The sequence below is a fragment of the Micromonospora kangleipakensis genome (genome assembly GCF_004217615.1).
GTDB classification, from domain to species: Bacteria; Actinomycetota; Actinomycetes; order Mycobacteriales; family Micromonosporaceae; genus Micromonospora; species Micromonospora kangleipakensis.
The window spans coordinates 1,485,312-1,498,104 of record NZ_SHLD01000001.1 but is presented as its reverse complement, the minus strand read 5'-3'; the positions used below and the strand labels follow the sequence as shown (position 1 = coordinate 1,498,104).

General features: G+C 73.6%; 14 protein-coding genes. 6 read left to right on the top strand and 8 right to left on the bottom strand.

The window, feature by feature from the left end; all coding sequences use genetic code 11:
• Positions 1 to 53: 53 nt before the first annotated feature.
• Complete coding sequence (locus tag EV384_RS07320) at positions 54 to 221, bottom strand: DUF3117 domain-containing protein (protein WP_007455245.1); 168 nt, start codon at positions 219 to 221, stop codon at positions 54 to 56.
• 188 nt (positions 222 to 409) lie between these two features.
• On the opposite strand from EV384_RS07320, the gene EV384_RS07315 reads away from it, so the two are divergent.
• Both EV384_RS07315 and EV384_RS07310 read left to right on the top strand, forming a co-directional pair.
• Positions 410 to 1,228, top strand: coding sequence for a PaaX family transcriptional regulator (locus EV384_RS07315; protein WP_130331314.1), 819 nt, complete (start codon positions 410 to 412; stop codon positions 1,226 to 1,228).
• A gap of 4 nt (positions 1,229 to 1,232) precedes the next feature.
• Complete coding sequence (locus EV384_RS07310; RefSeq protein ID WP_130331312.1) at positions 1,233 to 2,024, top strand: enoyl-CoA hydratase/isomerase family protein; 792 nt, start codon at positions 1,233 to 1,235, stop codon at positions 2,022 to 2,024.
• Between the two features lie 40 nt (positions 2,025 to 2,064).
• On the opposite strand, the gene EV384_RS07305 is transcribed toward EV384_RS07310, so the two are convergent.
• The 5 genes from EV384_RS07305 to EV384_RS35845 form a co-directional block, all read right to left on the bottom strand.
• Complete coding sequence (locus EV384_RS07305) at positions 2,065 to 2,817, bottom strand: SDR family NAD(P)-dependent oxidoreductase (RefSeq protein WP_130331310.1); 753 nt, start codon at positions 2,815 to 2,817, stop codon at positions 2,065 to 2,067.
• A gap of 64 nt (positions 2,818 to 2,881) precedes the next feature.
• Positions 2,882 to 3,505, bottom strand: a complete 624-nt coding sequence (locus EV384_RS07300; RefSeq protein ID WP_130331308.1) for a hypothetical protein — start codon at positions 3,503 to 3,505, stop codon at positions 2,882 to 2,884.
• Positions 3,506 to 3,567: 62 nt separating this feature from the next.
• The gene (locus EV384_RS07295) at positions 3,568 to 4,164 is read right to left on the bottom strand and encodes a DNA-3-methyladenine glycosylase I (protein WP_130331306.1); all 597 of its coding nucleotides are present in this window, start codon (positions 4,162 to 4,164) and stop codon (positions 3,568 to 3,570) included.
• Between the two features lie 40 nt (positions 4,165 to 4,204).
• The gene (locus tag EV384_RS07290; RefSeq protein WP_130331304.1) at positions 4,205 to 4,702 is read right to left on the bottom strand and encodes an SRPBCC family protein; all 498 of its coding nucleotides are present in this window, start codon (positions 4,700 to 4,702) and stop codon (positions 4,205 to 4,207) included.
• Entirely contained in the window at positions 4,699 to 5,442 is a 744-nt protein-coding gene (locus tag EV384_RS35845; protein ID WP_242623972.1) for a DivIVA domain-containing protein, read from the bottom strand. The genes EV384_RS07290 and EV384_RS35845 overlap by 4 nt, the downstream gene beginning before the upstream one ends.
• A gap of 163 nt (positions 5,443 to 5,605) precedes the next feature.
• Between EV384_RS35845 and folP the strand changes: the two genes are divergently transcribed.
• Positions 5,606 to 6,475 (top strand): dihydropteroate synthase, encoded by an 870-nt coding sequence (gene folP / locus EV384_RS07280; protein WP_130331302.1) that lies wholly within the window; start codon positions 5,606 to 5,608, stop codon positions 6,473 to 6,475.
• A 26-nt stretch (positions 6,476 to 6,501) separates the two neighbouring features.
• On the opposite strand, the gene ndhC is transcribed toward folP, so the two are convergent.
• On the bottom strand, positions 6,502 to 6,879 hold the full coding sequence (ndhC, locus tag EV384_RS07275; protein ID WP_130331300.1) for an NADH-quinone oxidoreductase subunit A: 378 nt from the start codon (positions 6,877 to 6,879) through the stop codon (positions 6,502 to 6,504).
• Positions 6,880 to 7,009: 130 nt separating this feature from the next.
• Here ndhC and EV384_RS07270 point away from each other — a divergent pair, with 130 nt between their 5' ends.
• The 3 genes from EV384_RS07270 to EV384_RS07260 all read left to right on the top strand — a co-directional run bounded on the left by EV384_RS07270 (position 7,010) and on the right by EV384_RS07260 (position 11,661).
• Positions 7,010 to 8,449 carry a hypothetical protein gene (locus tag EV384_RS07270; protein ID WP_130331298.1) on the top strand — a complete coding sequence of 480 codons (1,440 nt, stop codon included), beginning with the start codon at positions 7,010 to 7,012 and terminating at the stop codon, positions 8,447 to 8,449.
• A 304-nt stretch (positions 8,450 to 8,753) separates the two neighbouring features.
• A complete protein-coding gene (locus EV384_RS07265) occupies positions 8,754 to 10,601 on the top strand; it encodes a 2-oxoacid:acceptor oxidoreductase subunit alpha (RefSeq protein ID WP_130331296.1) in 1,848 nt (615 codons plus the stop codon).
• Positions 10,594 to 11,661 (top strand): 2-oxoacid:ferredoxin oxidoreductase subunit beta, encoded by a 1,068-nt coding sequence (locus EV384_RS07260; RefSeq protein ID WP_130331294.1) that lies wholly within the window; start codon positions 10,594 to 10,596, stop codon positions 11,659 to 11,661. The genes EV384_RS07265 and EV384_RS07260 overlap by 8 nt, the downstream gene beginning before the upstream one ends.
• Before the next feature lie 67 nt (positions 11,662 to 11,728).
• On the opposite strand, the gene EV384_RS07255 is transcribed toward EV384_RS07260, so the two are convergent.
• A complete protein-coding gene (locus EV384_RS07255; protein WP_130331292.1) occupies positions 11,729 to 12,745 on the bottom strand; it encodes a potassium channel family protein in 1,017 nt (338 codons plus the stop codon).
• Positions 12,746 to 12,793: the final 48 nt, after the last annotated feature.

The window sequence follows — 12,793 nt, the reverse complement described above, 5'->3', positions numbered from 1 at the left end:
TCAGGGCAGGATGAACCGTCCGCACGGCGTGCGCCGCGCGGACCGCTCCTCGATCAGCCGGCGGCTGCCTTCAGTGCGTCACCGAGCGCGTTGGCCTCGTCGGGAGTCATCTCGACGACGAGCCGGCCACCACCCTCCAGCGGGACCCGCATGACGATGCCCCGGCCCTCCTTGGTGACTTCCAGCGGACCGTCGCCCGTCCGCGGCTTCATCGCCGCCATGTTGTCTCCCCTCAGACCTACACCAGGGTCGGTGGGTTGCCCCACAGCCACTTCGTCATCACCGCCGCAGCCTTCGCGGGGTGTCGACCAATGATTTTCCCTGATGAACACCGCCGGACCCAAACCGAAGCAGCATTGATGTAACAGCATCTAGCTTATCTTGGATAGGCCTGTCACAATGTGCGGTCATGCAGGCACGGTCGGCACTCTTCGACCTGTACGGCGACCACCTCCGGGCGAGGGGTGGGCGCGCACCCGTCGCCGCCCTGGTCAAGCTGCTGGCGCCGCTCGGGATCGCCCCTCCGGCCGTGCGCACCGCAGTCTCCCGGATGGTCCGTCAGGGCTGGCTCGACCCCCTCCGGCTGGCCTCCGGCCCGGGATATTCGATCACACCCAAGGCGGCCCGCCGACTCGACGAGGCGGCCGTCCGGATCTACCGGACCGGGCGGATCAGCTGGGACGGTCGGTTCGACCTGCTGGTCCTGGAGGCCCCCGCGTCCCGCCGGGAACGCCAGCGGCTCGCCGCCAACCTGACCTTCCTCGGCTACGGCACGCTCGACGACTGCACCTGGGTGGCCACCCGCCCCGGAGAGGACGTGGACCTCCTGCTCGCCGAGGCGGGCGTGCGCTACGAGCGGTTCACCGCCGCGCACGCCGCCGGCACCCCGGGGGCGATGGGCGTGGTCCGCCGCGCCTGGGACCTCATCGAGATCGGCCGGGCGTACGAGCGGTTCGTCGCGGAGCAGAAGCCGCTGCTGGCGGGCGTGACCGTGCGCAGCAGCGACGAGGAGGCGTACGCGGCCCGGTTCCGGCTGGTGCACGCGTGGCGTACCTTCCTCTTCCGGGACCCGCAGCTCCCTCCGGCGCTGCTCCCCGAGCGCTGGCCGGGCACCAGCGCGGCCAGTTTCTTCGACCGGCACGCGGCCCGGCTCCGGCCGGCCGCCGACCGGTACGTCGAGCACTGCCTCGACGGCAACAACCGCCTCGCCCGACAGAAGGGTCGTTGAGAACGTGACCGAGCCACTGCTCGTCGACCGCACCGACGCCGTCGTCACCCTGACGCTGAACCGACCGACGGCGATGAACTCGCTCGACGTGGCGCTCAAGGAGGCGCTCCGGGACACCCTCGCCGAGCTGGAGACCGACCGCTCGTGCCGGGCGGTCGTGCTGGCCGGGGCGGGCGGGTCGTTCAGCGCCGGGCAGGACCTCCGCGAGCACGTGCAGACCCTGGAAGCGGCCGACGCCGACCCGCTGGCCACCGTGCGGGCCCACTACAACCCGATCGCCGCCCGGCTGGCCAACCTGCCCAAGCCGGTGGTCGCCGCGGTCCGCGGGATGGCGGCCGGGGCCGGCGCCTCGCTGACCTTCCTCGCCGACTTCCGGATCGGCGGCCCGAAGACGCGCTTCCTGATGGCCTTCGCCGGAGTGGGGCTCGCCGCCGACACCGGCGCCTCCTGGACGCTGCCCCGGCTCGTCGGCCACGCCAAGGCCGTCGAGCTGCTGATGCTCGCCGAGCCGGTGGGCGCCGAGGAGGCCTGCCGGCTGGGCCTGCTGAACAAGCTGGTGGACGACGACGAGCAGGTGCTGCCCACCGCTCAGGAGCTGGCCGCCCGGCTCGCCGCCGGCCCGACCGTGGCCTACGGGGCGATCAAGCGGCAGCTCTCCATCGCCGACGCCGGCACGCTCGCCGACGCCCTCGCCGCCGAGGCGCAGGCCCAGTCGATCTGCGGCGCCACCAGCGACCACAAGGCGGCCACGATGGCCTTCGTGAACAAGCAGAAGCCGGTCTTCGAGGGACACTGACCGCTCCAGGTCGCGGGCCTCGCTCGCGGCCGGGCGGCCGTCAGCGGGCGACGTAGCCGCCGTCGACCGGGACGGTGTGGCCGGTGATCCAGGCGGCCTCGTCCGAGGCGAGGAAGGCGACCACCCCGGCCACGTCGTCCGGGGTGGGGATGCCGGGCTTCGGGTTGAAAGACTCCATCTGCCGGCGCATCTGCCCCGGGTCCGGCGCGCTGTCGATGAAGTGCTCCACCAGCGGGGTCATCACCACCGTCGGGGCGACCGCGTTGACCCGGATGCCGCGGGCCGCGTACTCGATCGCCGCCGAACGGGTCAGGCCGACGATGCCGGCCTTGGTGAAGGTGTACGGGGAGATGTTCTCCTGGGCGGCCAGCGCGGTGGTGGAGGAGGTGTTCACGATCGCGCCACCGCCGCCGCGCAGCATCGCCTCGATGCCGTACCTCAGGACGAAGAAGACGCCGTCGCCGTTGACCCGGCGCACCCGCTCCCAGTTCGTCACGTCCATCTCGTGCAGCGGCTGCTGCTGCCCGTCGATGCCGGCGTTGTTGAAGATGACGTCGATCCGCCCGTACCGCTGCATGGCGTCGGCGATGCCCTGCTCGACCGAGGCGGCCTCGCCGGTGTCCATGGTCACCGGGTAGCCGTCCGGCAGACCGCCGGCGACCCGCTCGGCGCCCTCGGCGTCGATGTCGGCGATCACCACCTTCGCGCCCTCGGCGGCGAACCGGCGGGCGGCCGCCTCGCCGAGCCCGGACGCCCCGCCGGTGACCAGCGCGACTCTGTCCTGGAAGCGCATTGGACCCCCTCGCGCGACCGGCCGGCGCCGGCCCTCCCCGGCACCGTAACCGGGCGCCGGTGGATCAGTCGTCCTCTTCGGGATCCTGGTTGGCCTCCACGCCGAGCACGAACGCCTGCATGGCCAGCTCGTCGCCGGCCGGCGAGACGAAGGCGGGCAGCTCGCGCGGCCCCAGCTCCTGCACGTACGCCCAGAAGAGCCGCACCGCCTCGGCGGGCGAGGCCGCCTCGATCGGCAGGTCCAGGCTGACCAGCCAGGAGCGGCGCGCCGGCGGCGGGCCGAGCCGGTCGGCCAGCGCCCGCCAGGTGGCCTCGTCCAGCCCGGTCACCGGCCCGTCGAGGGCCAGGCCGCCCGCCGGCACCGGCTCGTCGAAGACCCGCCGGGTGTACGTCACCACGAGCGCGCCCGGAACGGCCTCGGACTGCGGGTCGTCCGGATCCTCGCGGGTCTCGGCGGTGGCCGCGGCGACCCGACCGAGGGCCACCAGCCGGAGCGGCGCGTCGACCAGCACCGCGACCGGGTCGCCGGGCCGGGGCCGGGCCGGCCCGTCCAGCCCGGTCAGCTCCAGGGTGTCGTGGTGCACGAGCCGCTCGGCCTCGTACCGCTCGGCGGGCAGCAGCACCGCCCAGGCGCCGGGCCCGCTGCCGCCGTCGATCGTTCCGCTCGCGCGGACCTCGGTGTCGGTCATGGTCCAATCCCATCACGCCGGATCGGCACCGGCGCCGTCACGTCGCCCGGACGCCGGCGCCGTCACGCCCGGCCGGCGGCCCCGACCCCATCGACGGGCACGTGACAGCCGGCGAGGTGGTCGTCGACCATCCCGGTGGCCTGCATCAGCGCGTACGCGGTGGTCGGGCCGACGAAGCGGAAGCCGCGCTTCTTGAGCGCCTTGGCCAGCGCGGTGGACTCGGGGGTGAGCGCCGGCACCTTGGCGAAGGACCGCGGCCGGCCGGCCCGGGCCGGCGGCGCGAACGACCAGAGCAGCGCGGAGAGCCCGTCGGGCAGCTCCAGCGCGGCCCGGGCGTTGGCGATCGCCGCCTCGACCTTGGCCCGGTTGCGCACGATGCCGGTGTCGGCGAGCAGGCGGGCGACGTCCGCCGCGCCGTAGCCGGCGACCTTGTCGATGCGGAACTCGTCGAAGGCGAGCCGGAACGCGGGTCGCTTGCGCAGGATGGTCAGCCAGGACAGGCCGGACTGGAACGCCTCCAGGGTCAGCCGCTCGTAGAGCGGGTCATCGCCGCGCAGCGGCCGGCCCCACTCGGTGTCGTGGTAGAAGGCGTAGTCCGGGGTGCTCGCGCCCCAGGCGCAGCGGGGCAGCCCGTCCGCGCCGGTCACCAGGTCAGTCACGGCCTACACGCTAGGCCAGCCCCCCGACAACGGGCGGCGGTCAGGGCAGCCGGCCCTGCTCCACCAGCCGGGCGAACTTCTTCAGCGCCTGGGTCAGGCCGAACTTCGAGCCGGGCCAGAGCACCGGCCGGGCGACCCGGCCGGCGGCGCCGCCGGGCAGGTGGAACCACTCGTGCCAGACCACCTGGGTCCGGTCCCGCTCCACCGGGGTGCAGCGCAGCACGCCCGGCCCGCGCAGCAGCCGCCCACAGTGCACCACCCCGACCTCGTACGGCGCGTCGACCCGGACCACCCGCATCTCGTCGCGGAGCACCGCCGGGCCGAGCGCGGTGACCGCCTCGACCAGGCTGCCCTCGCCACCGTCCCCCTCGACCACTCGGACGGTGGTGAAGGGGACCCAGTCGGACTGCCGTTCCCAGGCGGTCAGCGCCGCGAAGACCCGCTCGACGGGGGCGTCGACGATCACCGTGGCGGTCACCTCACCGGCACCGGGCTGGGCGGCCTCGGCCAGCCCGTCGGCGCCTTCGGGCCCGGTCACGCCCGCTCCGACCGGACCACCGCGCCACGCTCCCGCGCACCGTCGCTGTCGCTGTCGTCGGCGGCGGCGGCCGGGCCCTGCGCCGTCCGGCCGACCTTCCCGGTGGGGTCGGTGGCCGGGGCGCTGGCGGCAGGGGAGGAGGTGGGGTCGGCCGGCGGCCGGACCGGGACCTCGCGGTCGGTCGGCTCCTGGTCGACGGGCGCCGCGACCGGGACAACCCCACCAGCGGGCGTCGCCGGGGCGGGCGTGGGGAGCACCGCCTCGTCCTCGACGGCAGCCGCGGCGGGCGCGGCCGCCACCCCGGCCTCAGCGTCCGACGCGTCAGCCAGGGTGTCGCCGGCCGAGCTCACCGCGTCGGTCGGGGCGGCGGCGGGGCTCGCGCCGGCGGAGGCCTCGCGGGCGTCGCGCAGCGCGTCGGCGTCCGCCGTGCGGCCCTCGCGCAGCGCGGCGACCTCCGCCTCCAGCACGCCGATCAGCTCGGATTTGTAGCCGATGTCGTAGGCCGCCCGGCGCATCGCCTGGTCGACCTGGGCCATCCGGTAGCCGCGCAGGGCGGTGTCGAAGCGGGCCTCGGCGACGTCCGACTCGTGCAGCGGGCGGCTCCCCGGCAGGGGCACGGCCCGCCCGTCCGGCTCGGCCGGCGCCAGGCCCGGGTCGCGCCCGGAGACCAGCACCGTCACCCCGAACACCACCGCCGCGACGGTCAGCGCGACGACCAAGAGGAGCAGAACCTGACCCATGGGGAGATCGTGGCACGCGGGCCGGCCCCGGGCGAGCCCTCCACCCGCTCCGATCATGATTCGCAGCCCCGGGACGTACCGGACGGGGCGGTCGGCGGCGGACCGGATAGCGTCGGGGGCGGCCGGCGGTACGGCCGACGGCGGGCGGAGACCAGGAGGCGGGATGGCCGGGACGCTGCGGCTCGGTGGGCGGGTGTTCGCCCCCGGGGAACTGGTGGTGATGGCGATCGTCAACCGCACGCCGGACTCGTTCTTCGACCGGGGCGCCACCTTCGCGGCCGACAGCGCGCTGCGCGCGGTGGAGCGCGCGGTCACCGACGGCGCGGAGATCATCGACATCGGCGGGGTGAAGGCCGGGCCGGGCGAGGAGGTCGACGTCGCCGAGGAGATCCGCCGGACGGTGGACACCATCGCCGCGGTCCGGACCGCCTTCCCCGAGGTGGTCATCTCGATCGACACCTGGCGGGCCGAGGTGGCGGTGGAGGCGGTGGCGGCCGGCGCCGACCTGCTGAACGACACGTGGTCGGGGGCGGACCCGGCGCTGGCCCGGGTCGCCGCGGCCACCGGCGCCGGGCTGGTCTGCTCGCACGCGGGCGGGCTCAGTCCGCGTACCCGGCCGCACCGGGCCGCCTTCGACGACGTGGTGGCCGACGTGGTCGCGACGGTGACCCGGCTCGCCGAACGGGCGGTCACCCTCGGCGTACGCCCCGACGGCATCCTGATCGACCCGGCGCACGACTTCGGCAAGAACACCCGGCACTCGCTGGAGATCACCCGGCGGCTCGCGGAACTCTCCGGCACCGGCTGGCCGCTGCTGGTGGCCCTGTCGAACAAGGACTTCATCGGCGAGACGCTGGACCTGCCGGTGCCGGACCGGCTGGAGGGCACGCTGGCCGCGACCGCGGTCTCGGCGTGGCTGGGGGCCCGGGTGTTCCGCGCCCACCAGGTGCTCCAGACCCGTCGGGTGTTGGACATGATCGCCTCGATCCGGGGCGACCGGCCGCCCACCCTGACCCGGCGCGGCCTGGCCTGACCGATGGTCGGCCGGGCCGGCGGGGGTCAGGTCCAGCGCAGGATGTTCTTCCGCCAGGCGTAGAGGATGCCGAGCGCGACCACGGCGACGAAGATCCCCATCTCGACCACGGTCGTCACGCCGAACCCGGGCCGGTCGAAGACCAGCGCCCAGGGGAAGAGGAAGACCGCCTCGACCGCGAAGAGCACGTAGAGATACGCGTAGACGTAGTAGCGGATCTGCATCTGCGCCCAGTCGCCGCCGACCGGGTCGAGTCCGCACTCATAGCTGGTTCGCTTGCCCCACGGATCGGCCGGACGGCTAGGACGTAACACCCGATTGGCCGAAAACGCCGTAACGAAGAAGAGAACGCTGGCGAGCAGCAGGAGACCGAGCGTGGCGTACGAGCCGAGGTAACCGGTCACGGAGGACGACCCTACCGTGCCCGCCGCCCGCGCGGACCGAACACGTTACGGATTTGTTTCCTCGGGGAACTAGTGTCCCTCGGCAACTATTACCGAATAATGAAACCTCACTGAGTGTCGCGGAGGACAGATGGCCGACCTGCCCGTACGCCCCGACCGGCGGGTTGCCCAGCGACGGACCTCCGCACTGCTGGCGGCCTCGCTCGCGGTCGGGCTGGCGACGGCGGTCGCGGTCGGTCCCGCGTGGGCGACCGCGTCACCGACGCCGACGGCTGTGGTCACCGCGGCCACCGATCCGGGGGGCGAGCCCGCCGCCGACCCGACGGACAGCACTCCCCCGGCCGAGCCGACCGCGACGGACCCCACGTCGACCGAGGCGCCGCCGACCGAGAGCGCGCCACCGGAGACCACCCCGCCGGCCCCGACCACGACTGAGCCCGTGCCGGCGACCACCGCCCCGGACGACCCGGCGCCGACCACCACGGCGCCCACCACCGCCCCGGCCCCGCCGCCCCCGCCCGTCGTGCCTCCGGCGCAGCCCCCGGCCCCGCCCGGCCCCGGCCGGCCGGCCCCCGCCCAGCTCGGGGTCCGGGTGACCACCGAGGACGTCGCGCTCACCCCGGCCTACTGGAACGCCGACAGCACGGTGACCACGCTGCGGGTGACCGTCACGAACACCGGCGGCGTGCCGGAGCTGATCCGGCTCGCCTACCGGCTGCCGGCCGGGCTCACCGATGCGGGGACCGCCGGGTGCGCGCCCGCCGGCGGCGGCAGCTACCGCTGCGGCGGGTGGACCACCGCGCCCGGCGCCCGGTTCAGCAGTTCGATCCGGGTCCGGATCGACGGTGCGGCCTGGCGCTCGATGCCGCTCAGCGGCTCGGTCGGGGTGACCGCCACCGCCCCGGGCTTGACCGGCGCGGCCGTGGACGACGAGGGCTTCGCGGTGCTCTTCCCGCCCGGCCCGCCGGTACCCGGCATCTCGCTCCGCGCCGACGAGGTGCTCTTCGACATCAGCGGCGCCCCGAGCGTCCTGACCGTCCGGCTCGGCAACACCGGCCGGGTCGACGCCGCCGGCCGGGTCGAGGTGATCCTGCCCGACGGGGTGACCGCGTCCGGCCCGCCGGCCGGCTGCGTTCCGCTGGCGCCGATCCGGACGCGGTGCGACCTGGGCATGGTGCCCGCCGGGCGCACGGCCACCCTCCGGCTGCCGGTGACCGCCACGCCGGCGGCGCAGGCCCGGGCTCCGCTGGCCGGCGCGGTCGTCGGCCGGCTCGACCCGCGCAGCGGCCGGAGCCGGCAGGTGCAGATGAGCTTCCGGATCAACGCCGCGGCCGCCGTGTCCACGCCGGTCGCCACCCCCGCGCCGACCGGCTCCCACGGCGTACTCGCCGCCGCCGAGCCGGCCGCCGACGGGGGCGGCTTCAGCTCGGTCCGGCGGACGGCGATCACCCTGATCGCGGTCTCCGGGCTGCTGGTGGTGCTCGCCCTGGTCCTGGCCACCACCTCGCTGCGCCGGCGGATGACCGCACCGCCGGCCGACCCGACCGTCGCCCCCGCCGCATCCGAGTGAGCGCCGCCGGCCGGAATGCCCCCGGCCGGATCGACCGGGATGCGGTGATCTCGATTACGGATGCCGGTACTAAACACCGCAAAGCCGGGCATACAGCGGGCCGGTCAGGTCCCATACGTCGGACCTCCACCAAGGTGGCCCTAAGGAACCGACGTAGGCTCTGACGTGAGGAACGGAGCGGGCCGGACAGCTTCGGACGGCCGGCGACAGCAGCGCGTCAAGGAGGTCACGTGGCGGGGCAAGGCGGGGTCACCAACATGTTCAGCCGCCCGTGCGACGGCGCTGAGCGAAGCGAGGTGCGGGCGTGACCAAGCAGATCCGTCAACTCGACCGGGTGGTCATCCGGTTCGCCGGCGACTCCGGCGACGGCATGCAGCTCACCGGCGACCGGTTCACCTCCGAGACGGCGCAGCTCGGCAACGACATTTCGACGTTGCCGAACTTCCCGGCCGAGATCCGGGCGCCCGCCGGCACCCTCCCGGGCGTGTCGAGCTTCCAGGTGCACTTCGCCGACTACGACATCCTGACGCCGGGCGACGCCCCGAACGTCCTGGTCGCGATGAACCCGGCGGCGCTCAAGGCCAACCTGGCCGACCTGCCGCGCGGCGCGGACATCATCGTCAACACCGACGAGTTCACCAAGCGCAACCTCGCCAAGGTGGGGTATCAGGTCAGCCCGCTGGACGACGACTCGCTCGCCGGCTACGTGGTGCACCCGGTGGCGCTGACCTCGATGACGGTCGGCGCGCTGGCCGCGCACGAGGTGTCCAAGAAGGACGCCGAGCGGGCCAAGAACATGTTCGCCCTGGGCCTGCTGAGCTGGATGTACTCCCGGCCGTACGAGTCGACGCTGCGGTTCCTGGAGCGCAAGTTCGCCGCCCGGCCCGAGCTGGTCGCGGCGAACGTGGCCGCCTTCCGGGCCGGCTGGAACTTCGGCGAGACCACCGAGGACTTCTCGGTCCGGTACGAGGTGAAGCCGGCGAAGATGCTGCCGGGCACCTACCGGAACATCACCGGCAACGCGGCGCTCTCGCTCGGCCTGGTGGCCGCCGGGGTCCGCTCCGGGCTGCCGGTCTTCCTCGGGGCGTACCCGATCACCCCGGCCTCGGACATCCTGCACGAGCTGAGCAAGCACAAGCGGTTCGGCGTGATCACCATGCAGGCCGAGGACGAGATCGCCGCGGTGGGGGCGGCGCTCGGCGCGTCGTACGGCGGTTCGCTCGGCGTCACCACCACCAGCGGCCCCGGCGTGGCCCTGAAGAGCGAGACGATCTCCCTCGCGGTGGCGCTGGAGCTGCCGCTAGTCGTCGTCGACGTGCAGCGGGCCGGGCCGTCCACCGGCATGCCCACCAAGACCGAGCAGGCCGACCTCAACATGGCGCTGTACGGCCGGCACGGCGAGGCCCCGGTCGCGGTGATCGCCCCGAAGTCGCCGTCGGACTGCTTCCACGCCGCCCTGGAGGCGGCCCGGATCGCGCTCACCTACCGCACGCCGGTGCTGCTGCTGTCGGACAACTACGTCGCGAACGGCTCCGAGCCGTGGCTGCTGCCCGACGTGGAGTCCCTGCCCGACCTGCGGGTGGAGTTCGCCACCGCGCCCAACGGCGAGGACGGCACCACCTTCCTGCCGTACCTGCGTGACCCGGAGACCCTGGCCCGACCGTGGGCCATCCCGGGCACGCCGGGCCTGGAGCACCGGATCGGCGGCCTGGAGAAGGCCGACAAGACCGGCGACATCTCGTACGACCCGGCGAACCACGACTTCATGGTGCGGACCCGGGCGGCCCGGATCGAGACGATCCCGGTGCCGGACATCGAGGTGGAGGACCCGGACGGCGACGCCCGGGTGCTGGTGCTCGGCTGGGGCTCGACGTACGGGCCGATCGGGGCGGCCTGCCGGGGCCTGCGCCAGCGCGGGCTCTCCATCGCCCAGGCGCACCTGCGCCACCTGGCCCCGATGCCGGCCAACCTCGGCGAGGTGCTGCGCGCCTACGACCGGGTCGTCATCCCCGAGATGAACCTCGGCCAGCTCGCCCACGTGATCCGGGCGAAGTACCTGGTCGACGCGATCGGCTACAACCAGGTCCGCGGCCTGCCGTTCACGGCCGCCGAGCTGGAGACGATGCTGGAAGAGGTCCTGAAGAATGTCTGAGCCCCTCGCCCTCAAGCTCACCGCCAAGGACTTCAAGTCCGACCAGGAGGTGCGCTGGTGCCCCGGCTGCGGCGACTACGCGATCCTGGCCGCCGTCCAGCAGTTCATGCCGGAGCTGAACATCCCCCGCGAGAACATCGTCTTCGTCTCCGGGATCGGCTGCTCGTCGCGCTTCCCGTACTACATGAACACGTACGGGATGCACTCGATCCACGGCCGTGCCCCGGCGATCGCCACCGGCCTGTCGGTGTCCCGCCCGGACCTGTCCGTCTGGGTGGTCACCGGTGACGGCGACGCGCTCTCCATCGGCGGCAACCACCTGATCCACGCGCTGCGCCGCAACGTCAACCTGAAGATCCTGCTCTTCAACAACCGGATCTACGGCCTGACCAAGGGGCAGTACTCGCCGACCTCCGAGGTCGGCAAGATCACCAAGTCGACCCCGGTCGGCTCGGCGGACGCCCCGTTCAACCCGCTGTCGCTGGCGCTCGGCGCGGAGGCCACCTTCGTCGGCCGCACCATCGACTCGGACCGCAAGCACCTCCAGTCGGTGCTGCGGGCCGCGGCGGAGCACGAGGGCTCGGCCTTCGTGGAGATCTACCAGAACTGCAACATCTTCAACGACGGCGCGTTCGACCAGCTCAAGGAGCCGGGCACCCGGGACGACTACCTGATCCGGCTGGAGCACGGGCAGCCGATCATCTTCGGCGCAGCTGGCAAGCCGAACAGCCAGGTCGGTGGCAAGGACGGGCAGTTCTGCGTCGTCCACCCGCCGGGCGGCTTCGGCCTGGAGGTGCGGGAGACCGCCTCGGTACGCCCCGAGGAGATCGTCGTGCACGACGCGACGGTCAGCGACCCGGCGTACGCCTTCGCGCTGTCCCGGCTGCCCGGGCTGGACCTGCGGAACACCCCGATCGGCGTGTTCCGCTCGGTCAGCCGCCCGTCCTACGACAGCGCCGTGCAGGAGCAGGTCGCCGCGGCGAAGGCGAAGGTCACCGAGACCCCGGAGCAGCAGCTCGCCGGCCTGCTCGGCAGCGGCGACACCTGGACGATCCTCTGACCCGCTGACGGCACGACGTCGAAGGAGGCCGCTCCCCGCCCGGGGAACGGCCTCCTTCTTTCGTTGGTCAGGGGGCGGAGGCGGCGGCCTGGGGGCGGTCGTCGCGGACGTGGACCAGCATGTCGCCGGTCTCGATCACCGCGCCGGCCCGGTCGCTCAGGGTGACCACCTTGCCGCGGCGGACCAGGGCGATGACCAGGGAATCCAACTCGCGCGGCGACCGGCCCACCTCGTCGCGCTCGGCCGAGCGCATGGCCAGCGCCATGCCCTGCCCTGGGGTGAGCAGGTCCTCCACCACGTCGATCAGCGGCGGGGCGGAGGTGGAGAGGCCGAGCAGCCGGCCGGCGGTGGCCGAGGAGACGATCACGTGGTGCGCGCCGCTCTGCTTGAGCAGCGGCGCGTTCTCCGCCTCGCGGACCGCCGCGATGATCCGGACCTGGCCGGCCGTGAGCTGCCGTACGGTCAGCGCCACCAGCACCGAGGCGTCGTCGCTGTCGGTCGCGATGATCACCGATTTGGCGGTCCGGACGTGCGCCTCCTCCAGCACCGACGAGCGGGTGGCCGAGCCCTCGATGGCCACCAGCCCGGCCGAGGTGGCCTGGCGCAGGGCCGGGCCGCTGCGTTCCACCACCACGATGCGGGAGCGGTCCAGCCCGTTCTCCAGCAGGGCGGAGACGGCGCTGCGGCCCTTGGTGCCGTAGCCGCAGATGATGACGTGGTCCTTCACGATCCTCCTCCACCGCGACAGGCGACGGCCGGTCCGGTACTGCTCGGTCAGGACTTCCAGGGTGGTGCCGACCAGGATGATCAGGAAGAGCACCCGGGCCGGCGTGACGAACAGGACGTTGACCAGGCGCGCCGAGGGGGTCGCCGGGGTGATGTCGCCGTACCCGGTGGTGGAGAGCGAGACCACCGCGTAGTAGAAGCAGTCGAGGAGGGTGAGCCCGTCCTCGTTGACGTCGCGGTAGCCGTCCCGGTCGAGGTAGACCGCGGCGACCACGGCGACGACCAGGCCCACGGCGGCGAGCAGGCGCAGGCTGAGCGCGCTCAGTGGCCCCCGCCGTTGCGCGGGAAAATGGATCACCGTCGGTCCTGCCCCGCCACCGTCGCTCGCACGCCCACAACATAGCGG

Excerpts from the sequence above, each read along its gene's own strand:
- EV384_RS07320 (WP_007455245.1), bottom strand. The coding sequence starts at position 221 with ATGGCGGCGATGAAGCCGCGGACGGGCGACGGTCCGCTGGAAGTCACC.
- EV384_RS07315 (WP_130331314.1), top strand. The coding sequence starts at position 410 with ATGCAGGCACGGTCGGCACTCTTCGACCTGTACGGCGACCACCTCCGG.
- EV384_RS07305 (WP_130331310.1), bottom strand. The coding sequence starts at position 2,817 with ATGCGCTTCCAGGACAGAGTCGCGCTGGTCACCGGCGGGGCGTCCGGG.
- EV384_RS07300 (WP_130331308.1), bottom strand. The coding sequence starts at position 3,505 with ATGACCGACACCGAGGTCCGCGCGAGCGGAACGATCGACGGCGGCAGC.
- EV384_RS35845 (WP_242623972.1), bottom strand. The coding sequence starts at position 5,442 with ATGGGTCAGGTTCTGCTCCTCTTGGTCGTCGCGCTGACCGTCGCGGCG.
- folP (WP_130331302.1), top strand. The coding sequence starts at position 5,606 with ATGGCCGGGACGCTGCGGCTCGGTGGGCGGGTGTTCGCCCCCGGGGAA.
- EV384_RS07270 (WP_130331298.1), top strand. The coding sequence starts at position 7,010 with ATGGCCGACCTGCCCGTACGCCCCGACCGGCGGGTTGCCCAGCGACGG.
- EV384_RS07260 (WP_130331294.1), top strand. The coding sequence starts at position 10,594 with ATGTCTGAGCCCCTCGCCCTCAAGCTCACCGCCAAGGACTTCAAGTCC.